This is a genomic window from Pseudomonas sp. MS646 (assembly GCF_036693845.1).
GTDB classification, from domain to species: Bacteria; Pseudomonadota; Gammaproteobacteria; order Pseudomonadales; family Pseudomonadaceae; genus Aquipseudomonas; species Aquipseudomonas chlororaphis_E.
This window is the reverse complement of the sequence record NZ_CP144763.1, coordinates 5,891,278-5,912,967: the sequence shown is the minus strand read 5'-3', so window position 1 is coordinate 5,912,967 and position 21,690 is coordinate 5,891,278. Positions and strand designations below refer to the sequence as shown.

Annotated in this window: 20 protein-coding genes and 1 other RNA gene; 13 read left to right on the top strand and 8 right to left on the bottom strand. The window is 62.1% G+C overall.

The genetic code is table 11. From position 1 onward, the window contains the following. Positions 1–23 precede the first annotated feature (23 nt). From V3H56_RS26255 to V3H56_RS26240, 4 genes are all read right to left on the bottom strand, one after another. Positions 24–629 (bottom strand): 5-formyltetrahydrofolate cyclo-ligase, encoded by a 606-nt coding sequence (locus V3H56_RS26255; RefSeq protein WP_338474019.1) that lies wholly within the window; start codon positions 627–629, stop codon positions 24–26. Between the two features lie 114 nt (positions 630–743). Then, positions 744–923: non-coding RNA, 6S RNA (ssrS, locus tag V3H56_RS26250), on the bottom strand. A 30-nt stretch (positions 924–953) separates the two neighbouring features. Further along, entirely contained in the window at positions 954–1,271 is a 318-nt protein-coding gene (locus V3H56_RS26245; RefSeq protein ID WP_024780504.1) for a cell division protein ZapA, read from the bottom strand. Continuing rightward, positions 1,268–1,477, bottom strand: coding sequence for a TIGR02449 family protein (locus V3H56_RS26240; RefSeq protein ID WP_042731580.1), 210 nt, complete (start codon positions 1,475–1,477; stop codon positions 1,268–1,270). Before V3H56_RS26240 ends, V3H56_RS26245 begins: the two co-directional genes overlap by 4 nt. Positions 1,478–1,606: 129 nt before the next feature. Between V3H56_RS26240 and V3H56_RS26235 the strand changes: the two genes are divergently transcribed. The 9 genes from V3H56_RS26235 (at position 1,607) to V3H56_RS26195 (ending at position 12,122) form a co-directional block, all read left to right on the top strand. Beyond that, positions 1,607–2,161 (top strand): YecA family protein, encoded by a 555-nt coding sequence (locus V3H56_RS26235; protein ID WP_042731581.1) that lies wholly within the window; start codon positions 1,607–1,609, stop codon positions 2,159–2,161. Between the two features lie 27 nt (positions 2,162–2,188). Next, complete coding sequence (pepP, locus tag V3H56_RS26230; RefSeq protein WP_123579208.1) at positions 2,189–3,523, top strand: Xaa-Pro aminopeptidase; 1,335 nt, start codon at positions 2,189–2,191, stop codon at positions 3,521–3,523. After that, complete coding sequence (ubiH, locus tag V3H56_RS26225; protein ID WP_047735809.1) at positions 3,520–4,707, top strand: 2-octaprenyl-6-methoxyphenyl hydroxylase; 1,188 nt, start codon at positions 3,520–3,522, stop codon at positions 4,705–4,707. Before pepP ends, ubiH begins: the two co-directional genes overlap by 4 nt. 67 nt (positions 4,708–4,774) lie before the next feature. Beyond that, on the top strand, positions 4,775–5,992 hold the full coding sequence (locus V3H56_RS26220; protein WP_185057678.1) for a 2-octaprenyl-3-methyl-6-methoxy-1,4-benzoquinol hydroxylase: 1,218 nt from the start codon (positions 4,775–4,777) through the stop codon (positions 5,990–5,992). Positions 5,993–6,167: 175 nt separating this feature from the next. Next, entirely contained in the window at positions 6,168–7,172 is a 1,005-nt protein-coding gene (locus V3H56_RS26215; protein ID WP_047735811.1) for an extracellular solute-binding protein, read from the top strand. 195 nt (positions 7,173–7,367) lie between these two features. Continuing rightward, positions 7,368–8,984: an iron ABC transporter permease gene (locus tag V3H56_RS26210; protein WP_042730198.1), complete on the top strand. Its 1,617-nt coding sequence runs from the start codon at positions 7,368–7,370 to the stop codon at positions 8,982–8,984. Between the two features lie 153 nt (positions 8,985–9,137). Next, the gene (gene gcvT, locus V3H56_RS26205) at positions 9,138–10,220 is read left to right on the top strand and encodes a glycine cleavage system aminomethyltransferase GcvT (RefSeq protein WP_042730197.1); all 1,083 of its coding nucleotides are present in this window, start codon (positions 9,138–9,140) and stop codon (positions 10,218–10,220) included. Between the two features lie 52 nt (positions 10,221–10,272). After that, positions 10,273–10,659, top strand: a complete 387-nt coding sequence (gene gcvH / locus V3H56_RS26200) for a glycine cleavage system protein GcvH (protein ID WP_042730196.1) — start codon at positions 10,273–10,275, stop codon at positions 10,657–10,659. A 389-nt stretch (positions 10,660–11,048) separates the two neighbouring features. Beyond that, positions 11,049–12,122 carry an RHS repeat-associated core domain-containing protein gene (locus V3H56_RS26195; RefSeq protein WP_080964280.1) on the top strand — a complete coding sequence of 358 codons (1,074 nt, stop codon included), beginning with the start codon at positions 11,049–11,051 and terminating at the stop codon, positions 12,120–12,122. A gap of 187 nt (positions 12,123–12,309) precedes the next feature. Here V3H56_RS26195 and V3H56_RS26190 read toward each other — a convergent pair whose 3' ends face one another. The 3 genes from V3H56_RS26190 to V3H56_RS26180 all read right to left on the bottom strand — a co-directional run bounded on the left by V3H56_RS26190 (position 12,310) and on the right by V3H56_RS26180 (position 14,984). After that, positions 12,310–12,630 carry a DUF2388 domain-containing protein gene (locus V3H56_RS26190; protein ID WP_170846005.1) on the bottom strand — a complete coding sequence of 107 codons (321 nt, stop codon included), beginning with the start codon at positions 12,628–12,630 and terminating at the stop codon, positions 12,310–12,312. Between the two features lie 85 nt (positions 12,631–12,715). After that, positions 12,716–14,500, bottom strand: coding sequence for a GspE/PulE family protein (locus V3H56_RS26185; RefSeq protein WP_042730195.1), 1,785 nt, complete (start codon positions 14,498–14,500; stop codon positions 12,716–12,718). Between the two features lie 145 nt (positions 14,501–14,645). Continuing rightward, positions 14,646–14,984, bottom strand: coding sequence for a hypothetical protein (locus V3H56_RS26180; RefSeq protein ID WP_042730194.1), 339 nt, complete (start codon positions 14,982–14,984; stop codon positions 14,646–14,648). 125 nt (positions 14,985–15,109) lie between these two features. Here V3H56_RS26180 and V3H56_RS26175 point away from each other — a divergent pair, with 125 nt between their 5' ends. Further along, positions 15,110–15,580, top strand: coding sequence for an Lrp/AsnC family transcriptional regulator (locus V3H56_RS26175; RefSeq protein ID WP_042730193.1), 471 nt, complete (start codon positions 15,110–15,112; stop codon positions 15,578–15,580). Between the two features lie 125 nt (positions 15,581–15,705). On the opposite strand, the gene V3H56_RS26170 is transcribed toward V3H56_RS26175, so the two are convergent. Then, positions 15,706–17,073 (bottom strand): CYTH domain-containing protein, encoded by a 1,368-nt coding sequence (locus tag V3H56_RS26170; protein ID WP_047735812.1) that lies wholly within the window; start codon positions 17,071–17,073, stop codon positions 15,706–15,708. Between the two features lie 158 nt (positions 17,074–17,231). Here V3H56_RS26170 and argE point away from each other — a divergent pair, with 158 nt between their 5' ends. From argE to V3H56_RS26155, 3 genes are all read left to right on the top strand, one after another. Then, complete coding sequence (gene argE, locus V3H56_RS26165; RefSeq protein WP_123579207.1) at positions 17,232–18,389, top strand: acetylornithine deacetylase; 1,158 nt, start codon at positions 17,232–17,234, stop codon at positions 18,387–18,389. A 132-nt stretch (positions 18,390–18,521) separates the two neighbouring features. Beyond that, the gene (gene argA, locus V3H56_RS26160; RefSeq protein ID WP_042730190.1) at positions 18,522–19,820 is read left to right on the top strand and encodes an amino-acid N-acetyltransferase; all 1,299 of its coding nucleotides are present in this window, start codon (positions 18,522–18,524) and stop codon (positions 19,818–19,820) included. 474 nt (positions 19,821–20,294) lie between these two features. After that, complete coding sequence (locus tag V3H56_RS26155; protein ID WP_042730189.1) at positions 20,295–21,677, top strand: OprD family porin; 1,383 nt, start codon at positions 20,295–20,297, stop codon at positions 21,675–21,677. The last annotated feature ends 13 nt before the right edge of the window (positions 21,678–21,690 follow it).

Here is a 21,690-nt window from a genome sequence, read left to right as displayed (position 1 = left end):
GGCGCCGCTGATTGCCGCGGCGCCTATCGCGCACTATACCAATGCCTGTCGCTGACCGTGCCCTGTAGCGGTACGTCCCAGCTTGCCTGTGCCAACCGGTCGACCTTCTGGCATTCATGGGCCAGCCCCAGCAATGTCGGTTTGCGCCACTGCCGGCGCCGCGCCAGGTACGCCAGGCTGCGGTCATAGAAGCCGCCGCCCATGCCCAGCCGACCTCCGGCATCGTCAAACCCCACCAACGGCAATAACACCAGGTCCAGCGCCCAGACCTTGCGTTGCCGGGCAATGTTGATCCGGGGTTCGAGGATACGGAAACGATTGGGATGCAGTTGCTCGCCGGGGCGGATGCGTTGGAAAACCATTTTGGTCCGCGGCCACGGGCTGAGCACTGGCAAGTACGTGGCCTTGCCCCGGCGCTGGGCGGCACGCAGCAGCAGGCGCGGGTCGATCTCGCCATCGTTGGGCAGGTACAGGGCAATGTGCCTGGCGCGGCGGAACAGTGGATGCTGGGCCAGTTGCCGGTACAGCCCCAGGGCCGCTTGCCGTTGCTGGACAGGCGTCAGGGCTCGGCGGGCCTGGCGCAGCAGGCGGCGAAGTTGCGGGCGGGGCAGCAGCGCGGGTTCGGTCATGTCGAAAGTTCACGGTGTCGGCGATGGCACAGCGTAACCGCAAAACAGGACACTCATAAATGCCCGGGCCGGAAACGACGATGCCAGTCGCATGGACTGGCATCGTCTGGAATCAGGCTCCCCGGATGAACCGCTGTCGGCTTAGCCCTTGAACCCGAAAGTTCAAGGTGGAAGTTGCAGGAGGCGTTAAGGCTTTCCGTCAAGCGGACATGCACACCGGCCCCAACGTGCAACCCCCGTGGTTGTGCGTATCGGCTCAGGGACATCACCAACTGGCAAGCACCCCAGGGAGTGAGGCGAGTATACCCCAGGCTGCCTCGCGAATCAGCCCTTGCTGACGTCTGGATCGGTCGCCAGCACCAGATCCACCCGTTCGAGCAGGTCGCGGACCTGTTCGCGGGTCGAGCCACTGACCTGCACGTCAGGCGTATCCTGGCGATGCAGCAGGTCGTGGGTGATGTTCAAGGCGGCCATCACGGCAATGCGGTCGGCGCCGATGACCTTGCCGCTGCTGCGGATCTCGCGCATCTTGCCGTCCAGGTACCGGGCGGCGCTCACCAGGTTGCTGCGCTCTTCCTGGGGACAGATGATCGAATACTCTTTATCGAGGATCTGCACGGTAACGCTATTGCTTGAACTCATGAGTCTTGCTCCAGGGCCTTGAGGCGCGAAATCATCGATTCGACCTTACGCCGGGCGATTTCGTTTTTTTCAATGAGGTGAGCGCGTTCCTCGCGCCAGGTTTTTTCCTGAGCTAATAGGAGTCCGTTTTGGCTCTTTAGTTGCTCGACCCGCTCAATTAGCAATTCGAGTCTGGCCATCAGCGCTTGCAGGTCGTTGTCTTCCATTGTGTCCACTGAAGAGAGTGTCTGATGGGGAATGCAGGTCGCACAGCCTCTGATAGTCTTGGCGAGTCTGTCGATGTAGGATACAAGGCCTCCATTCTAGACATAGCGCCGTCTGGCGCCTAGCTGCCCATGCCCATTCAGAATTCCCCGTATCAAGCGTTCGCCACCCTGCTGAGTTCCAGCGGTCATCCTGTCTCGCCTGCCGAACTGCACGGCCTGCTGCTCGGGCGCAGTTGCGCCGGCGCCGGTTTCGATGTCGAGGGCTGGTTGGCCGATGCCGCCGAACTGCTCGAAGGCGAGCCGGCGGACAATGTCCGCAATGCACTTGTTGGCCTGCAGGAAATGGTCAAGGGCGAATTGACCAGCGACGACATGACCGTCGTCCTGCTGCTGCCCACCGACGACACCCCGCTGGCTGAACGTGCTGCTGCATTGGGCCAGTGGTGCCAGGGTTTCCTCGCCGGCTTCGGCCTGACTCGCCGCGAATACGCGCTGAGCGAAGAAGCAAAAGAAGTGTTGCAGGATTTGGCCGCGATCTCCCAGGTCCAGGATGCCCTGGAAGAGTCCGACGACGGCGAAAGCGACTACATGGAAGTGATGGAATACCTGCGGGTCGCGCCCTTGCTGCTGTTCACCGAGACCCGGAAAACCTCGGAACCGGCCGCCAAGCCGTCCTTGCACTGATCGCCTGAAAGGGAACGCCGCCTGCCCATGATTCATATCCCGAAAGCGGAATACGGCCGTCGCCGCAAGGCGCTGATGGCGCAGATGGAGCCCAACAGCATCGCGATCCTGCCTGCTGCCGCCGTGGCGATCCGCAACCGCGACGTCGAGCACGTCTACCGCCAGGACAGCGACTTCCAATACCTCAGCGGCTTCCCCGAACCGCAGGCCGTGATCGTGCTGATGCCCGGTCGCGCCCATGGCGAGTACATCCTGTTTTGCCGCGAGCGCAACGCCGAGCGCGAGCTGTGGGATGGCTTGCGAGCCGGCCAGGAAGGCGCGATCCGCGACTATGGCGCCGACGACGCCTTCCCCATCACCGACATCGACGACATCCTGCCGGGCCTGATCGAAGGGCGCGACCGGGTGTATTCGGCCATGGGCAGCCACCCGGAATTCGACCGGCACCTGATGGAGTGGATCAACGTGATTCGCTCCAAGGCCAACCTCGGCGCCCAGCCGCCGAACGAATTCGTTGCCCTGGATCACCTGCTGCACGACATGCGCCTGTATAAATCGGCGGCGGAAGTGAAGGTGATGCGCGAGGCGGCGCGGATTTCCGCCCAGGCCCATATCCGGGCGATGCAGGCGGCGCGCCCGGGGCTTTACGAATACAGCCTCGAGGCCGAGCTGGACTACGAGTTCCGCAAGGGCGGGGCGAAGATGCCGGCCTATGGCTCGATCGTCGCGGCGGGGCGCAACAGCTGCATCTTGCACTACCAGCAGAATGACGCGTTGCTCAAGGAGGGCGACCTGGTGCTGATCGACGCCGGCTGTGAAATCGACTGCTACGCCAGTGATATCACCCGGACCTGGCCGGTCAGCGGCAAGTTTTCGCCCGAACAGAAAGCAATCTATGAAGTGGTGCTGGCGGCCCAGGAAGCGGCGTTTGCCGAGATCGCCCCGGACAAGCATTGGAACCAGGCCCACGAAGCGACGGTCCGGGTCATCACCGAAGGGTTGGTGCGCCTGGGGTTGCTGGAGGGCGAGGTGGACGCACTGATCTCCAGTGAAGCCTACCGGGCCTTCTATATGCACCGTGCCGGCCACTGGCTGGGCATGGATGTACATGACGTGGGCGAATACCGGGTCGGCGGCGAATGGCGGGTACTGGAAGTGGGCATGACACTGACGGTGGAACCCGGCATCTACATCAGCCCGACCGACCGTAGCGTAGCGAAAAAATGGCGCGGCATTGGCGTGCGCATCGAGGATGACGTGGTAGTGACCAAAACCGGTTGTGAAATCCTGACCCGAGGCGTGCCCAAGACGGTCGCCGAGATCGAGGCCCTGATGGCTGCGGCCCGGGCGCAAGCGGCATGAGCCGGGTCAACCTGGCGATCGTCGGTGGCGGCCTGGTGGGGGCGAGCCTGGCGCTGGCCTTGCAAGCCGGCGCCAAGGCTCGGGGCTGGAAGATCCTGCTGATCGAGCCCTTCGCCCCAGGCGATGCCTGGCAGCCGAGCTACGATGCCCGATCCTCGGCCTTGTCCTACGGCGCCCGACAGATTTATCAGCGCCTGGGTGTCTGGCAGCAGATTTCCCGACGCGCCGAGCCGATCAAGCAGATCCACGTGTCCGATCGCGGGCGGTTTTCCACGGCGCGCCTGTCGGCGATGGAAGAGGGCGTGCCGGCGTTGGGCTACGTGGTGGAAAACGCCTGGCTGGGCCAATGCCTGTGGCAAGGCCTCGACAAGGACGTGGTCAGTTGGCGCTGTCCGGCCCAGGTGACGCGAATGGAGCCGCTGGTCGGCGGCTACCGCCTGACCCTCGACGACGAAACCACCCTGGAATGCGATCTCGCCGTGCTGGCCGACGGTGGCCGTTCGGGGCTGCGAGAGCAACTGGGCGTCGGCGTGCGGCATCGACCTTATGACCAGAGCGCGCTGATCGCCAACATCACCCCCAGCGAAGCCCACAACGGCATGGCTTTCGAGCGCTTCACCGATGACGGGCCGATGGCGTTGCTGCCGCTGCCGGAGAACCGCTGCGCGCTGGTCTGGACCCGCCAGGGGATGGACGCGCAACGGCTGGCAGCCCTTGACGAGCGCAGCTTCCTCAGCGAATTGCAGGGCGTGTTCGGCTATCGCCTGGGCACGCTCAAGCAGGTGGGCGCGCGCCACCTGTACCCGTTGGCGCTGGTGGAGGCCGAGGAGCAGGTCCGCCCGCACCTGGCGATCCTTGGCAATGCCGCCCACAGCCTGCACCCGATCGCCGGGCAGGGCTTCAACCTGTCCCTGCGCGATGCCCAGGCCCTGGCCGAAGCCTTGCTCGACAGCGACCGCGAGCCCGGCGACTTTGCCGTATTGCAGGCCTATCGCGAGCGCCAGCGCATGGACCAGGCCCTGACCGTGGGTTTCTCCGATCAGGTCACGCGCCTGTTCGGCAGCAGCCTGCCGCTGGTGTCCGTGGGACGTAACCTCGGTTTGCTCGGCCTCGACCTGCTGCCGCCGGCCAAGCGTTGGTTCGCCCGGCAGGCCATGGGGATCGGGACGCGGCCCGATGTGTAGGCCGGCGATGGGACATTCTTTTCATGGGCGGCGCGTGTCGCCCGCTAAACAGGCTTAAAGCATGGAATTGCGTGCAGATCTGCTGATTGTCGGTGCGGGTATGGTCGGCAGCGCCCTGGCGCTGGCGTTACAGGGCAGTGGCTTGCAAGTGTTGCTGCTCGATGGCAGTCCGCTGAGCGTCAAGCCCTACGACCCCCAGGCCGCGTTCGAGCCGCGGGTCAGTGCCCTGTCGGCGGCCAGCCAGCGGATCCTCGAACGCCTGGGCGTGTGGGAGGGCATCACTGCCCGGCGCGCCAGTCCGTATACCGACATGCATGTCTGGGACGGCAGCGGCACCGGGCAGATCCACTTTTCAGCCGAAAGCCTGCATGCCGACGTCCTGGGGCACATCGTTGAAAACCGGGTGGTGCAGGATGCTTTGCTGGAACGCCTGCATGACTGCGACCTCGGCCTTTTGGCCAACGCTCGGCTCGAACAGATGCGCCGCTCCGGCGATGACTGGTTGCTGACTCTGGCGGACGGTCGCAGCTTGCGGGCGCCATTGGTGATCGCTGCCGATGGCGCGAATTCGGCTGTGCGGCGCCTGACGGGCGTCGCGACGCGTGAATGGGATTACCTGCACCATGCCATCGTGACCAGCGTGCGCAGTGCCCGGCCGCATCGCCTGACGGCCTGGCAGCGCTTCACCGACAACGGCCCGCTGGCGTTCCTGCCTCTGGAGCGTGACGGCCAGCACGACTGGTGCTCGATCGTCTGGTCCACCACCCCTGGCGAAGCGCAGCGCTTGATGGCGCTGGATGACGGTGCGTTCTGCAGCGAACTGGAGCGGGCTTTCGAAGGCCAACTGGGCGCGGTGCTGAGCGCCGACCCGCGCCTGTGCGTGCCGCTGCGCCAGCGCCATGCCAAGCGCTACGTGGCCGAAGGGCTGGCGCTGATCGGCGATGCGGCCCACACCATTCACCCATTGGCCGGACAAGGCGTGAACCTCGGTTTCCTCGACGCCGCGGTATTGGCCGAGGTGCTGCTCCAGGCGGCGGGCCGGGGCGAGCGCCTGGCGGACGTGAAGGTGCTGAGCCGCTTCGAGCGCCGCCGCATGCCTCACAACCTGGCGTTGATGGCGGCCATGGAGGGCTTCGAGCGACTGTTCCAGGCCGACCCGTTGCCGGTGCGCTGGTTGCGTAACACCGGCCTGAAGCTGGTGGACCGCCTGCCCGAAGCCAAGGCGTTGTTCGTGCGTGAGGCGCTGGGGCTGATTGGCGATTTGCCGGATCTGGCCAAGGCCTGAAAAATGTGGGTTGGAGCTTATGCTCCTATCGCGAGCGTGCTCGCGATAGGGCCGGGACAGTCGCCCTGGGAATCCATCTGCGCAACATTTGGAAATGTCTCCGCCCACTGTTCGATTGAGATGCCAAATGTGAGTCCTTATCATTTGCGCACTTCATCATCGAGAGACTGCTCCCATGTCGGCATCCAAGCGCCTGCTGTCCGCCCTCGCCCTGACCCTGGCAGGCACCACCGCCGCCCAGGCTGCCGATGAGGTGGTGGTCTACTCCTCGCGTATCGATGAGCTGATCAAGCCTGTCTTCGATGCCTATACCAAGAAGACCGGCGTATCGGTGAAGTTCATCACCGACAAGGAAGCGCCGTTGATGCAGCGGATCAAGGCCGAGGGCGAGAACGCCACCGCCGACCTGCTGCTCACCGTCGACGCCGGCAACCTCTGGCAGGCCGAGCAGATGGGCATTCTGCAACCGTTCACCTCCCCGGTGATCGATGCCAACATCCCACCTCAATACTGTGCGTCCTCCCACGCCTGGACCGGCTTGAGCCTGCGGGCGCGAACCATCGTCTATTCCACCGACCGGGTCAAACCCGCTGAATTGAGCACCTATGAGGCCCTGGCGGGCGAGCAGTGGGAGGGTCGGCTGTGCCTGCGAACCTCCAAGAAGGTCTACAACCAGTCCCTGACCGCCACGCTGATCGAAACCCACGGCGCGGAAAAAACCGAGGAAATCCTCAAGGGCTGGGTTCGCAACCTGTCCACCGACGTGTTCTCCGACGACACTGCGCTGCTTGAGGCTATCAACGCCGGGCAGTGCGACGTGGGGATCGTCAATACCTACTACTATGGCCGTCTGCACCAGCAGAAACCGGACCTGAAGGTGAAGCTGTTCTGGCCGAACCAGGCCGACCGCGGTGTGCACATCAACCTCTCGGGCATCGGCTTGACCCGGCATGCACCGCACCCTGAGGCCGCCAAGCAACTGGTGGAATGGATGACCACGCCAGAAGCGCAAAGCATCTTTGCCGATGTGAACCAGGAGTTTCCGGCCAACCCGAAAGTCGAGCCGTCCAAGGAAGTCGCGGCCTGGGGCACGTTCAAGGCCGACACCCTGCCGGTGGAAGTGGCCGGTAAGCGCCAGGCCGAGGCGATTCGCATGATGGATCGGGCTGGCTGGAACTGACCGAACGGTAACGGCCCCCTGGGCATGCAGGGGGGCTCGTTCCTGGGATTGGCCCGTGGCGAGGGAGCTTGCTCCCGCTGGGCTGCGTAGCGGCCCTTTGTGTGAGCGCTGCGCACTCAAGCGGGAGCAAGCTCCCTCGCCACATGCTACACAGCATGTGTGCCTGCCGATGCATCACTTGAACGAGAGCCTTCCTTGACCCACCCCGTCCAACGCCGCTGGTATCCCCTGGTCTTCGCCATCGCCGCGTTGGTCCTGCTGCCCTTGAGCGTGCTAGTGCTGTCCTGGCAAAGCATCGACCCGCAGATCTGGTCCCATTTGTGGGACACCCAGATGCCCCGGCTGCTGGGCAATACCCTCACGTTGATCCTGGGGGTGGGCGTCGGGGTGACGGTGCTGGGCGTCAGCCTCGCCTGGCTCACCAGCTTGTGTGAGTTCCCCGGCAGGCGCTGGCTCGACTGGGCATTGATGCTACCGTTCGCGATTCCGGCCTACGTGCTGGCATTCGTCTTCGTGGGCCTGCTGGATTTCGCCGGCCCGGTGCAGACGCTGATGCGCGAATGGTTCGGCAGCGGCCTGCGCTTGCCCAGGGTGCGTTCCACCGGTGGGGTGATTCTGGTGCTGGTCCTGGTGTTCTATCCGTATGTCTACCTGCTGGCGCGAAGTGCGTTCCTGGCCCAGGGCAAGGGATTGATGGAAGCGGCGCGGGTGCTCGGGCAATCGCCGTGGCAAGCGTTCTGGCGGGTGGCGCTGCCGATGGCGCGGCCGGCCATCGGGGCCGGCGTGGCCTTGGCGTTGATGGAGACCCTGGCCGACTTCGGCGCGGTGTCGGTGTTCAACTTCGACACGTTCACCACTGCCATCTACAAGACCTGGTACGGTTTCTTCAGCCTGTCCAGTGCCGCTCAACTGGCGAGCCTGCTGTTGCTGGTGGTGATGCTGGTGCTCTACGGCGAGCGCCGGGCCCGTGGCGCCCATCGTGCCAGCAACGAGAGGCCGCGGAGCAAGGCCCTGTACCCGTTGCGCGGCTTCAAGGCCGTGGCGGCCAGCGGCTGGTGCTTGCTGGTGTTCGCCTGTGCGTTTGTCATCCCGGTGCTGCAGTTGCTGGTGTGGTTCTGGCAGCGCGGGCGCTTCGACCTGGATGAACGCTACGCCGGGCTGATCGCCCACACCCTCTACCTGGGCGGGCTGGCCGCGCTGGTCACCGTTGCCGTGGCCTTGCTGCTGGCGTTCGCCCGGCGGCTGGCGCCGACCCGGCCGATTCGCGCCGCGGTTGCCGTGGCCAACCTGGGCTATGCCTTGCCTGGCTCAGTGCTGGCCGTGTCGATCATGCTTGCGTTCAGCTACCTGGACCGTGCGTGGGTCATCCCACTGTCGAACTGGCTCGGTGGCGCGGGCAAACCCTTGTTGCTGGGCAGCCTGTCGGCGTTGTTGCTGGCGTATCTGGTGCGCTTCCTGGCCGTGGCCTACGGCCCGCTGGAAAGCAGCCTGGCGCGAATTCGCCCGTCACTGCCTGAGGCCGCACGCAGCCTTGGTGTCAGTGGGCCGCGACTGTTTTTCAAAGTGTATCTGCCGCTGCTGGTGCCCGGCACGCTCAGCGCGGCGCTGCTGGTGTTCGTCGACGTGCTCAAGGAAATGCCCGCGACCCTGCTGATGCGCCCGTTCGGCTGGGACACGCTGGCGGTACGGATCTTCGAAATGACCAGCGAAGGCGAATGGGCTCGGGCCGCGCTGCCAGCGCTGACCCTGGTGCTGGTCGGGTTGTTGCCGGTCATCGGATTGATCCGGCGCTCGGCCCATCGAATTGGCTAGGTGCCAGTCCTACATCATGCGGCTACAATGCGCGGCATTCGGTGCGGTCCGTCTGTCGGACCGGGTAACTGAGAACGGCTGACGCGCCTTTTTTCCAGGTGTGCGCTGTGCAGTATCCGTCCGCACCTTCGCCAAGCCCGGAAGGAGAAACCCATGGGACAGCGTACGCCTCTGTATGACCTTCATCTCGCCCTCGGCGCGAAGATGGTCGATTTTGGCGGTTGGGATATGCCCTTGCATTATGGCTCGCAGGTCGAGGAACACCATCAGGTGCGACGTGACTGCGGGGTGTTCGATGTATCCCACATGACCGTGATCGATGTCGCCGGTCCCCAGGCCAAGGCCTGGCTGCAGCGTTTGCTGGCCAACGACGTCGATCGCTTGCAGGACACAGGACGTGCCTTGTACAGCAGCATGCTCAATGAGCGCGGCGGTATCGTCGATGACATGATCATCTACCGCGTCGAGAACGGTTACCGGCTGGTCTTCAATGCCTCGACCCGCGACCAGGATCTCGCCTGGATGCAGGCTCAGCTCGGCGCCTACGACGTGCAATTGCACGAGCGCCCCGAGTTGGCGATGCTGGCGATCCAAGGCCCCCATGCGCGACAGAAGATCGCTGAGCTGGTCAGTCAGTCGCGTGGCCAGTTGATCCAGCAACTCAAGCCCTTCGAAGGGCGTGCCGATGGCGAATGGTTCATTGCCCGCACCGGCTATACCGGTGAGGATGGCCTGGAAATCGTCCTGCCCGCCCGCGAGGCCCCAAGCTTCTTCAACGACCTGGTCGGTGCCGGTATTTCCCCCATTGGTCTTGGCGCTCGCGACACGTTGCGCCTGGAGGCCGGCATGAACCTCTACGGCCAGGACATTCACCAGGACGTTTCACCGCTGGCCTCGAACATGGCCTGGAGCATTGCTTGGGAACCGGCGAGCCGCCAATTCATCGGCCGCAGCGCGCTGGAGGCCGAACTCGCGGCCGGCGTGCAGCACAAACTGGTTGGGCTGGTGCTGGAGGAGCGGGGTGTCTTGCGCGCCCATCAGGTGGTTCGCATCGCCAATGTTGGCGAAGGGGAGATCACCAGTGGTAGTTTTTCTCCTACGCTTAGCAAGTCGATCGCCCTGGCACGCGTGCCGATGGCCACCGCCGACCGGGCCGAGGTAGAAATTCGTGGCAAGTGGTACCCGGTACGAGTGGTCAAGCCGACCTTCGTCCGCCATGGCAAAACCCTGATCTAACTGTATGCGGCAGGCCGCCGGCCGCTGACACTTTCTCTTGAGGACACAGAATATGAGCGATATCCCTGCCGAACTGCGTTTTGCCGAAAGCCATGAGTGGGCACGCCTGGAGGCCGACGGCACCGTTACCGTCGGCATCTCCGACCACGCCCAGGAAGCCTTGGGTGACGTGGTATTCGTCGAGCTGACCGAAGTGGGCAATGTGTTTGAAGCGGGCGCTCAAGCGGGTGTGGTGGAGTCGGTCAAGGCGGCTTCCGATATCTATTCGCCAATTGCTGGCGAAGTGATTGCCGTCAACGATGAACTGGGCGGTTCGCCCGAGCTGTTGAACTCCGATCCCTACGGCGCCTGGATCTTCAAGCTCAAGCCTTCCAACGCCCAGGCCGACCTGGCCAAACTGCTGGATGCCGCGGGCTACAAGGCCGCCATCGGCGAGTAACGCAGAACCTGTGGGAGCGGGCTTGCTCGCGAATGCGGTTTATCAATCACCCGATGTGACTGATCCGCCGCCTCCGCGAACAGGTTCGCTGGGTACAGCCTTCCGCGTTATCAAGCAGAGAAATGGTTTTTCACGAACCACCGGTAAGGACGTGGATAATTCAAAAGATCAACAGTCTCTTAGCCATCTGCCATCTGCCATCTGCCATCTGCCATCTGCCATCTGTGCTCATCACTGCCAGTCATTGGTATAGTAGTTGCTCGGCTAATCAAGTATGGGAAAGCTTATCTGAAAGGTGAACAAAGAAAACCTATCAGATTTGTTAGCTATGCAAGGCCAATAATCAGCGGATACTCATGTGTCGATGCTCAATATTCAGAGGTCGACACATGGACACGTTACGAAAAGTCAACGAAAATCTCTATCTCTACGATCCGCTGGATCGTCTGGTGAGTGCTCACTCCGTTCAGCGCTTTTACAGTGGCTCGCGCATCGCGACCGAGATACAAGGAGAGTCTAAGGCGCTTTTCTTTGAGTGCAACGCAATGCCTTTGGCAGAGATACAACAGGGCAGGAAGGTCAACCTACTAGCGACTGACCTTCAAACATCGGTGCTGAGCGTTATCAACACTGTCTTCCAACATCCGCAGGCATATAGTCCTTATGGTCATCGTCCGATGGGCGGCGGGTTACAGAGTCTACTCGGATTCAATGGAGAGCGTCCTGACCCTGTCACTGGGCATTATCTATTAGGGGGCGGTTATCGGGCATTTAATCCGGTACTGATGCGATTCAATAGTCCTGATGCCTTCAGTCCTTTTGACAGAGGTGGCCTAAACCCCTATGCATACTGTTCGAATGATCCTGTTAATAGAGTAGATCCTAATGGGCACTTCTCGGTATCTGGCTTGGTTAATCCATTTAGGTATCTGGCCAGTAAAAGTTCCCGTGCTTATTATAAGTTGGCTGGAAAGTTGCGTTCTGCGACAATTAAGCCGTTGAAAAACATGCTTGGTGATGATGTGTCAGATGTCCTTGAGGATGTGGTTTTAGATGTCGGCCTGAATGACGGTGCCGCAAAAATAACTTCAGTTAAGAGCAGGGCGGACTTGGGAGTTATAAGCAATAATCCATTAAATCAGTATTATGGAATGGATCATAAATTTATTCTTACTCAGAAAAATAGACTTTTTTTGCTGTCTTATCGCAGTCGCAATAAAGACACGGTATGGGAACCAAAGCACGCCGCGCTGGCACGCTGGGTAGAAAACAGAAAACCACACAAAGAATACGATGTTGTTGGTGCTGGGGTGATCACGAGAGCCGGAGGCGGGTACCAGATTACAAACGATTCTGGGCATTATGTGCCTTCGTCTAAAGTAAATACTCTCGCTAAATACAAGTTGAGGAGTCTAGGGGTAAAAGTGTCTTCCAAGAGTTACAAGATACGGAGTTATTATTAAATTTTATATCCAGGAGAAGTGGAGGTGGCAAGAATTATGCTGGCGGCTCTGCCGGGGCTAACATTTTTTCTACGATAGAGATCGGTCTTCAACCGGTGTCGTCACCGCTTCTTTTATTCTGTTTTCCAGTATTCAACGAGGTCTGAAAATGCCGCTCGATCGAGCGGCATTTTTTATTGGCCAGGTATCAGTCCTGGGCGACGGCGTTTTTCGCCAGGATCGCGTTGGCCAGTTCCATGTCGGTGGCTTGCAGGCCTGGGTTGTCGGCACGGACTTTCTGCATCGCGGCTTCCAGGTAAGGGCCACGGATACCGCCGTCACTGGCGACGAAGCTGCCGGCGTCGTCCTGGGCGGCGACGATCAGCTTGTGATCCTTGAAGGTCAGGTAGGTCGAACCGGTGGTCGCACCGGACGAGATGACGTTACGCCAAAACGTGTCGGCCATTGCCGAGCCAACAGGGAGAGACAGCAAGGCCAGGGTGGCGACAGCAAGTTTGAGACGCATGATAGGTGACTCCACTGGGTTAACTATGACTTTGGATTACCAGCGCCTCGATTCAGTTCCATGACCGCCCGGTCAGGCGTCGTCCGCTTCATCGCTGTTCGCTTTGCGGCGTTACCCGCAATACCTCTTCGACCGTGGTCAGCCCGGCCGCGACTTTTTGCGCGCCGGACAGTCGCAGGCTGCGCATGCCTTCCTTGAACGCCTGGCGGCGTACCGCCAGCAGGTCGGTGTCCGGATGAATCAGCGCCCTGACGCTGTCGGTCAGTTGCATGATCTCGTAGACCCCGGCACGACCCCGGTAACCGGTGTCACGGCACTCCAGGCAGCCGACGGCCCGGTGGGCATTGCCCGGCAATGGTGCCTGCCAGGGGCGTGTCAGGGTTTGCCAATCGTCTTCATCCAGGGTCAAGGGTGCCTTGCATTGAGGGCACAGGGTGCGCACCAGGCGTTGGGCCATGATGCCGAGCACCGTAGCCTTGATCAGGTAATGGGGCACGCCCAACTCCAGCAGGCGGCTGATGGCGCTCGGCGCATCGTTGGTGTGCAGGGTCGAGAGCACCAGGTGCCCGGTCAGCGCCGCCTGGATCGCCATTTCGGCGGTCTCCAGGTCGCGGATCTCACCGATCATGATGATGTCCGGGTCCTGCCGCATCAGCGCCCGCACCCCGGCCGCGAACGTCAGGTCGATGTTGTGCTGGACTTGCATCTGGTTGAAGGAGCCCTCGACCATTTCGATCGGGTCCTCGATGGTGCAGAGGTTCACCTCTGGCGTCGCCAGTTTCTTCAGGGTGGTGTAGAGGGTGGTGGTCTTGCCGGAGCCGGTGGGTCCGGTCACCAGGATGATGCCGTTGGGCTGGCGGGTCATGTCCTGCCAGCGGCGCAAGTCGTCGGCGGAGAAGCCGAGCTGGTCGAAGTCCTTGAGCAACACTTCCGGGTCGAAGATCCGCATGACCATTTTTTCGCCGAACGCCGTCGGCAGTGTCGACAGGCGCAGTTCCACTTCGCCGCCATCCGGCGTCTTGGTCTTGACCCGGCCGTCCTGGGGCTTGCGCTTCTCGGCGACATTCATCCGCCCCAGGTTCTTCAGGCGGCTGATGATCGCCATCGTCACCTGCGGAGGGAATTGATAGACGGTGTGCAGCACCCCGTCGATGCGAAACCGCACGGTGCCTTGTTCGCGGCGCGGTTCGATGTGGATATCGCTGGCCCGCTGCTGGAAGGCGTACTGGAACAGCCAGTCGACGATGTTGACGATATGGGCATCGTTGGCGTCCGGTTCCTGGTCGCTGGCACCCAGGTTGAGCAGTTGTTCGAAATTGGTCAGGTTGCTCGGCTGCTGATCGTGGGTGGCGGCGCCGCTGACCGACTTGGCCAGGCGATAGAACTCCACGCTCAGGCGCTGGATGTCCACCGGGTTGGCGACCACCCGCTGCACCGGCAGCTTGAGCACGTGGGTCAGGTCGGCTTCCCAACTGCTGACGTAGGGCTGGGCGCTGGCCACGGTGACGGCCTCGCGATCGACCGCCACGGCGAGGATCTTGTGGCGTTGGGCAAAGGCGTAGGACATCAGGGGCGTCACGGCCGCCACGTTGATTTTCAGCGGGTCGATGCGCAGGTACGGCTGGCCGGCCTGCTCGGCCAGCCACAGGGTCAGGCTCTCCAGGTCCAGGCGCTTGCCGGGGCGGCTGAGGTCGTCCAGGTGCTGGTTGGCGATGAACTCCAGTGGATGCAACTGGCTGTTGGCGCCGTGGCGTCGGCGGGCGTTCAGCGCGGTCTCGGCGCAGTCCTGGCTGATGAGGCCCTGGGCGACCAGTTGGCGTAGCAGATCGTTGAGGTCCAGCCAGCGGTCCTGAGTGGCGTGTTTGGTGGACATGCGGGTTCCTATTGGACAATTGCAGCAAAGCAGCGATACAGACGCCTCGGCGTCTTCGCTCGATGTGCAAGAGAATAGTCCTGACGCCATGGACCGTTGGGCCACTACCCGACCAATGCGTTACGAAGTCTTGCCCTGGGGCGGCTCAACCGGCGGCCTGGACCGGCTGAACCCGCGAAATATCAGCCTCTTGTAAATCCACCGAGCACACACTGATCAGGTTTCGTAATTTTTCCGCGAGGACTTGGGCACGGTGCCAGCTCAGCCCCTCCACGACGATGTCCATCGACAGCAGGTCGTCGTGGCGCTCCATGCGCACCTGTTGCGGCGTCAGGCCCTGCAAGGCAAACAAGTTGAGCGCCCGGCACAACAGGTCCGGTTCGGCTTCGCCTAGCAGTTGGTAGTGCACGCGGCAATGGGGGTTGGCGGTGTGCCAGGCGTCGACGCGGCTGGGTAGGGGGGCGATGGCTTCGAGTAATGGCATGTGGATCTCCTTGAGGGCGGGAGAAATATTTACATGCACTGACGGGTATTTCTTATCTAAGATGACCCGATTAAACGCCGGATCGAATGGTTTAATTCTAGAAATTATAAATAGCGGGTTTATTTATGCACAGTGAGCTGGACAGTTACGACCGCCGCATACTGGCGCTGCTCCAGGAGGATGCTTCGCTGTCCAGTGCCCAGGTGGCCGAGCAGGTAGGGTTGTCGCAGTCGCCGTGCTGGCGACGGATCCAGCGGATGAAGGAGGAGGGCATCATCCGCCGCCAGGTGACCCTGCTCGATCGCAAGAAGATCGGGCTTAACACGCAGATCTTCGCCGAAGTCAAACTCAACGCCCACGGACGTTCGAACTTCACCGAGTTCACCGAGGCGATCCGCGGCTTTCCCGAGGTCCTGGAATGCTACGTATTGATGGGGGCGGTGGATTTCCTGCTGCGTATCGTCACGGCTGACATCGAGGCGTATGAGCGATTCTTCTTCGAAAAGCTATCGATGGTGCCGGGAATCCAGGAAGTGAACTCGATCGTCGCGCTTTCGGAGATCAAGTCCACGACGAGTTTGCCAGTGCTGCGCTGAGTTCTGTGGAGGATGTGCTGGCCTCATCGCGAGCAAGCTCGCTCCCACGGTTGATCTTCAGCGGCCACTAGATGTGGTTACCACGCTGAACCCCTGTGGGAGCGAGCTTGCTCGCGATGGCGGCGTCACAGGCGCAGCAAAGTCTTCCAGGCCCGGTTCTGATACACCGCGATCGCCTGCTGCTTGCGCATGTCCAGGGCTTCGTCGGTGATCGGTTGGTTGGCCAGTTGCGCCAGTTTGTTCAGCTCGCCGTAGAGCCGGTCCATCTCCGGGATGTCCAGCACATGGCGGGCGTGGTGCAGCCAGGCCTGGATGCGTTCGATCCGCGGCAGTTGCTCGGCCAGGTCTTCGGGTTGCTGCTGGTAGCGCTGCAGTTGCAGGGACGTGGACTCTTCGCCCAGCAGGCGTGGCAACCAGCTGCCCAGTTGCGCGGCGCCTTGGCGATTGCCGCGGGTGTTGCGCTCGGCGGTCCAACTGCGGGCCAGCAACCAGCGTGACGTGTTCAGGGAGAACAGGCCCCAGCGCGGGTCTTGCAGCTCGTCGAGGAACTGCTCCGGCGCGGCCTTGCGCACGTCTTCGTCGTCCAGGCCGGCCTGGACCAGTGGGCGCCAGTCTTCCAGCAGCGCGTCCAGGGCAATGCGCAAGTCGTGGGTCGATTGACGAGGGGCGGCCTGGCCGAGGCTGCTGAGCAGGGCGCGCATCTCGGCGAGGGTTTCCACCCAGTCCTGCAGCAGGCGCCAGTGGCCATTGAAACGGTATTGCTCGGCCAGGCGCTGGCTGCTGCCCAGTAGGTGCCAGCCCAGCGCGGCGAAGGCGTCGTCCAGCGGCATTTCGGCGCTCAGTTGCGGGGCCGGCAGGCTCAGGGCATAGCTGGCCGCGTCGTGCAGGCGATAGCCGCGCTCGGCCTTGCTGATGTCGCAAGGCATCAAGGGCAGCGTGGCGGCCAGCTCGGCTGCCAGTTCCAGCAAGGCGGCGGGCTCGCCTTCGCGCAGCTCCAGCTCCAGCTCGCAGATTTCTTCCTTCTGCTTGCCGACCACGACATGACCCAGGTCCAGTGCGGCCTCGATGACCACTTTGCCCTTGCCACGACCCCAGGCAATCTCGGCCCGCTCACGCACGAAATCGGTGGTGAAGATGGCCTTGAGGGTTTTCTTGTCCAGGTCAGCCAGGGACGCGGGCCAGCATTCGCCGTCGAGTTTCTTCACGTCGAGCTTGGCCTTGGGCAGGTGCCAGTCGTATTCATTGCGTTCGGACAGGCCGGCGATGCTCTGGCCGCGGGTCTTGAGGGTCTGGATCACCTCTTCGCCGTCGCGACGCAGGCGCAGCGCGACCTTGGCCTTGGCGAGATCGCGCTCGGGCGTGTCGAAGTACTGGTTCATCAGTTCATGGCGTTCCCAGCCATGCTTGTTGCGTTTTTTCAGCAGCGGGTGCTCGCGCAGGGCTGCCAGGGTCTCGCGGCTGACGCGGAGTTTGATTTCGGTTTCTTTCTGCATGGCCGGAAAATCCAGGGATCGGGTGTGCAGCCGGGGAAGGTGTCTGGCTGCCAAGGTCGTGCAGTGTACAGGACTCATCCGTCCTACGCGCCGCGACGGTTTCTTCCTTGCGCCGGATGGTTCTATGATGAACGTCAATTTGCAAGCCGGAGCCAGCGATGCCTTTGCCGTCCATGAAAGATCAGTTCGCTGCCCTGATCGCCGCGCCGTCAGTCAGTTGTACCCAGCCCGGACTGGACCAGTCCAACAGCGCGGTCATCGAACTGCTGGCGGGCTGGCTCGGCGACCTCGGGTTCTGCTGTGACATCCAGCAGGTCAGCCCTGGCAAGTTCAACCTGCTGGCCAGTTTTGGCAGTGGCCCCGGTGGCCTGGTGCTGGCCGGGCACAGTGACACGGTGCCGTTCGACGGTGCGCTGTGGCAGACCGACCCACTGAAACTGACCGAGGTCGATGGTCGTTGGGTGGGCCTGGGCAGTTGCGACATGAAGGGCTTCTTCGCCCTGGTCATCGAAGCGGTCAAGCCGCTGCTGGACCAGCCGTTCAAGCAGCCGCTGCTGATCCTCGCCACCTGCGACGAAGAAAGCTCGATGGCCGGTGCCCGCGCCCTCGCCGAGGCCGGGCGTCCATTGGGGCGCGCGGCCGTCATCGGCGAGCCGACCGGCCTGCGGCCGATCCGCCTGCACAAGGGCGTGATGATGGAGCGCATCGATATCCTCGGGCGCAGTGGCCATTCTTCCGATCCGAGCCTGGGCCACAGCGCCCTCGAAGCGATGCACGACGCCATGGGCGAATTGCGCGGCCTGCGCCTGCAATGGCAGCGCGAATACCGCAACCCGCAATTCACCGTGCCCCAGCCGACCCTGAACTTCGGTTGCATCCATGGCGGCGACAACCCCAACCGGATCTGCGGCCAGTGTTCCATGGAGTTCGACCTGAGGCCCTTGCCGGGCATGGACCCGCAAGTGCTGCGGGCGGCGATCCAGCAGAAGCTCGACCCCATTGCCGAGCGACACAAGGTCAAGATCGACTATGCGCCGCTGTTCCCCGAGGTCCCGCCGTTCGAACAGGCCGAAGAGGCCGAACTGGTGCGCGTGGCCGAGCGACTCACTGGTCATCGTGCCGAAGCAGTAGCGTTCGGCACCGAAGCGCCTTATCTTCAGCGCCTTGGCTGCGAAACCCTGGTCCTGGGCCCCGGAGATATCGCCTGTGCCCACCAACCGGGCGAGTACCTTGAAATGTCACGTTTGCAACCTACCGTACAACTGCTGCGGCAGCTGATCGGCCATTACTGCCTGACGCCGGCCACCGCCGGCTAAATTGCCCCTGTCCGGGCCCGTATTCATGAGGAGAGCGCGCGTGTCGCCAAGCCTGTTCCGACGATAACCACCAGCCCGCTGTGCGTTCAGTTTGGTCTTTTTTCGGCTGCTATTTATTACAGGCCCAGGTTCATGCCCGAATACGTTAATTGGCTTCGTCACGCTTCGCCCTATATCAATGCCCACCGTGATTGCACCTTCATCGTCATGCTGCCCGGCGACGGGGTGGAGCACCCCAACTTCGGCAACATCGTCCATGACCTCGTGCTCCTGCACAGCCTGGGCGTGCGCCTGGTGCTGGTCCATGGCTCGCGTCCGCAAATCGAGACCCGTCTGGCCGCGCGAGGCCTGACGCCGCACTACCATCACGGCATGCGCATCACCGATGCCGCGACCCTGGAATGCGTGATCGACGCCGTGGGCCAGCTGCGCATCGCCATCGAGGCACGCTTGTCCATGGACATGGCGTCCTCGCCCATGCAGGGCTCGCGGTTGCGGGTCGCCAGCGGCAACCTGGTCACCGCACGGCCCATCGGCGTGCTGGAAGGCGTGGATTACCACCACACCGGCGAAGTGCGCCGGGTCGATCGCAAAGGCATCAACCGCCTGCTGGACGAGCGCTCCATCGTGCTGCTGTCGCCGCTGGGGTATTCACCCACCGGGGAAATCTTCAACCTCGCCTGTGAAGACGTCGCCACACGGGCCGCCATCGACCTGGCGGCCGACAAGCTGTTGCTGTTCGGCGCCGAGCAGGGGCTGATCGGCGAGGACGGTCGGCTGGTGCGCGAGTTGCGCCCCCAGCAGGTGCCGGCCCACATGCAGCGCCTGGGCAGCGACTACCAGGCCGAATTGCTGGATGCCGCCGCCCAGGCCTGCCGTGGCGGCGTGGCACGCAGCCATATCGTCAGCTACGCCGAGGACGGTGCGCTGCTGGCCGAACTGTTCACCCGCGACGGCAGCGGGACCCTGGTGGCCCAGGAGCAGTTCGAAGTGGTTCGCGAAGCGGCCATCGAAGACGTCGGCGGCTTGCTGGACCTGATCAGCCCGTTGGAAGAACAAGGGATTCTGGTCCGTCGCTCCCGCGAAGTGCTGGAGCGTGAGATCGAACAGTTCAGCGTGGTCGAGCGCGAAGGGATGATCATCGCCTGCGCGGCGTTGTACCAGATCGCCGATTCGGACGCCGGGGAGCTGGCCTGCCTGGCGGTGAACCCGGAATACCGCCACGGTGGCCGGGGTGATGAACTGCTGGAGCGGATCGAGACCCGCGCCCGTGCCCAAGGGCTCAAGACCCTGTTCGTGCTCACCACCCGGACCGCCCACTGGTTCCGCGAGCGCGGTTTCGAACCCAGCAGCGTCGAACGCCTGCCGGCCGCGCGGGCCTCGCTCTACAACTACCAGCGCAACTCGAAAATCTTCGAGAAATCTTTGTAGGGCGCAACGCCCTGATGCCGGGCGTCAGGCTGCAGGCTTTTTGACTTCAGACAAGGAACTGTCTTAAGGAAAGCCATCAAGATTGCAGCCTGAGGCCGTGCTTCGCGCCTGGCCGTGAAAATTTCCCAGGCACGCGGAGCTTGTGGCAGAGCGATCACCGCCCTGAAAAGGTGCAGAAAAAGACCATTCAGTAATCCGTCGACTGGCCGATACGCCGTATCTCAGTTTGACGAAGTTTTGATGGCATCTATATTTCAAAATAATCTGAAAACTGTGGAAACAATTCTTTTTGGAGTTATCCAGAATCCATTATTCTGCGCGCCGGTGTAGCGGGGTTAGACCATGGTCGTAATCACAAATGGTTACGATTGACTTGTCAGTCACGGTCTGGCGCTAATCGCGCATCTGCGGATTCCGGGCATTCGATCCGGCACCCAAAGAAACACAAGAATTAGAAAACGAGAGGAGCGAAGCATGAACAAGTCCACCTTGGCCCTGGCTGTGGCCGTTGGGGTTCTGGCGCAGCAGGCAGGCGCCGCCGGTTTTATCGAAGACAGCAAGGCTACCTTGGGTCTGCGTAACTTCTACATCAACACGGACAACCGTGACTCCGACGCCAACGCCCCTCGCAACAAGGCTAACGGCGTTCAAAGCAAGAGCGAAGAATGGGGCCAGGGTTTTGACCTGCGCTTCATCTCCGGCTACACCCAAGGCACCGTAGGCTTCGGTCTGGATGCCATTGGCCTGCTGGGCATCAAGCTGGATTCGGGCGGCGGTTCCAACGGCGCCACTGCAACCTCCTACGGCGGTACGGTCTTCCCAAGCGAGTCCAACGGCAAGGCTGTCGACAACTACTCCAGCCTGGGCCTGACTGCCAAGGCCAAGATCTCCCAGACTGAACTGAAATTGGGCACCCTGCAGCCAAAACTGCCAGTGATCGTAACCAACGACGGTCGTCTGCTGCCACAAACCTTCCAAGGTGGCCAGATCACTTCCGGCGAGATCAAGGACCTGACGCTGGTCGGCGGTCAGATCGAGCACGCCAAGGGACGTAACTCCAGCAACAACGAAGAGTTGTCCATTGCCGGTGCCAACGCCCACACGGCCGCTGGCCGTGACAGCAACAAGTTCATCTACGGTGGTGGTGACTACAAGATCACCAAGGACCTGACCGCCCAGTACTACTACGGCAACCTGGAAGACTTCTACAAGCAGCACTTCCTGGGTCTGGTTCACAGCTGGGCAATCGGCCCAGGCGTCCTGAAATCCGATCTGCGTTACTTCCACAGCACCGATGACGGCGCCAATGGCCATGATTCGGCTTACTACACCACGGGTGACTACGGTACCGGCATTACCCGCGGCAAAGTCGATAACAACCTGTACAGCGGCCTGTTCCTGTACACCGTGGGTGGACACACCTTCGGTGGTGGCTACCAGGTCAGCAATGGCGACAGCGACTTCCCTTGGCTGAACCAGGGTGATGGCTCGTCGGCCTACCTGACCACCGACATGCAAATCGCCAAGTTCGCCCGTGCCGGCGAACGCACCTGGCAGGGTCGCTACTCCTATGACTTCGCCAAGCTGGGCGTACCTGGCCTGACAGCCGGCGTTATCTACCTGCGTGGCGATAACATCGATACCACCGGCCGTGTAGGCGTGGCACAGACCAACCTGTCGGCCACTGGCCGTTCCGAGTGGGAACGTGACATCACCGTCGGCTACGTCGTACCGGAAGGTCCGCTGAAGAACGTTGGCGTCATGTGGAAAAACGCCACCTGGCGCAACGACATCCCAGGTCAGCGCGACCAGGATGAAAACCGCCTGATCGTCAGCTACTCGCTGCCGCTGCTGTAAGCCACGCGTTCGC

Bases quoted from the DNA above. Each gene is read 5' to 3' on its own strand.
- V3H56_RS26255 (WP_338474019.1), bottom strand. From the start codon at position 629: ATGACCGAACCCGCGCTGCTGCCCCGCCCGCAACTTCGCCGCCTGCTG.
- V3H56_RS26245 (WP_024780504.1), bottom strand. From the start codon at position 1,271: ATGAGTTCAAGCAATAGCGTTACCGTGCAGATCCTCGATAAAGAGTAT.
- V3H56_RS26240 (WP_042731580.1), bottom strand. From the start codon at position 1,477: ATGGAAGACAACGACCTGCAAGCGCTGATGGCCAGACTCGAATTGCTA.
- V3H56_RS26235 (WP_042731581.1), top strand. From the start codon at position 1,607: ATGCCCATTCAGAATTCCCCGTATCAAGCGTTCGCCACCCTGCTGAGT.
- pepP (WP_123579208.1), top strand. From the start codon at position 2,189: ATGATTCATATCCCGAAAGCGGAATACGGCCGTCGCCGCAAGGCGCTG.
- ubiH (WP_047735809.1), top strand. From the start codon at position 3,520: ATGAGCCGGGTCAACCTGGCGATCGTCGGTGGCGGCCTGGTGGGGGCG.
- V3H56_RS26215 (WP_047735811.1), top strand. From the start codon at position 6,168: ATGTCGGCATCCAAGCGCCTGCTGTCCGCCCTCGCCCTGACCCTGGCA.
- gcvT (WP_042730197.1), top strand. From the start codon at position 9,138: ATGGGACAGCGTACGCCTCTGTATGACCTTCATCTCGCCCTCGGCGCG.
- gcvH (WP_042730196.1), top strand. From the start codon at position 10,273: ATGAGCGATATCCCTGCCGAACTGCGTTTTGCCGAAAGCCATGAGTGG.
- V3H56_RS26195 (WP_080964280.1), top strand. From the start codon at position 11,049: ATGGACACGTTACGAAAAGTCAACGAAAATCTCTATCTCTACGATCCG.
- V3H56_RS26185 (WP_042730195.1), bottom strand. From the start codon at position 14,500: ATGTCCACCAAACACGCCACTCAGGACCGCTGGCTGGACCTCAACGAT.
- V3H56_RS26180 (WP_042730194.1), bottom strand. From the start codon at position 14,984: ATGCCATTACTCGAAGCCATCGCCCCCCTACCCAGCCGCGTCGACGCC.
- V3H56_RS26175 (WP_042730193.1), top strand. From the start codon at position 15,110: ATGCACAGTGAGCTGGACAGTTACGACCGCCGCATACTGGCGCTGCTC.
- V3H56_RS26170 (WP_047735812.1), bottom strand. From the start codon at position 17,073: ATGCAGAAAGAAACCGAAATCAAACTCCGCGTCAGCCGCGAGACCCTG.
- argE (WP_123579207.1), top strand. From the start codon at position 17,232: ATGCCTTTGCCGTCCATGAAAGATCAGTTCGCTGCCCTGATCGCCGCG.
- argA (WP_042730190.1), top strand. From the start codon at position 18,522: ATGCCCGAATACGTTAATTGGCTTCGTCACGCTTCGCCCTATATCAAT.
- V3H56_RS26155 (WP_042730189.1), top strand. From the start codon at position 20,295: ATGAACAAGTCCACCTTGGCCCTGGCTGTGGCCGTTGGGGTTCTGGCG.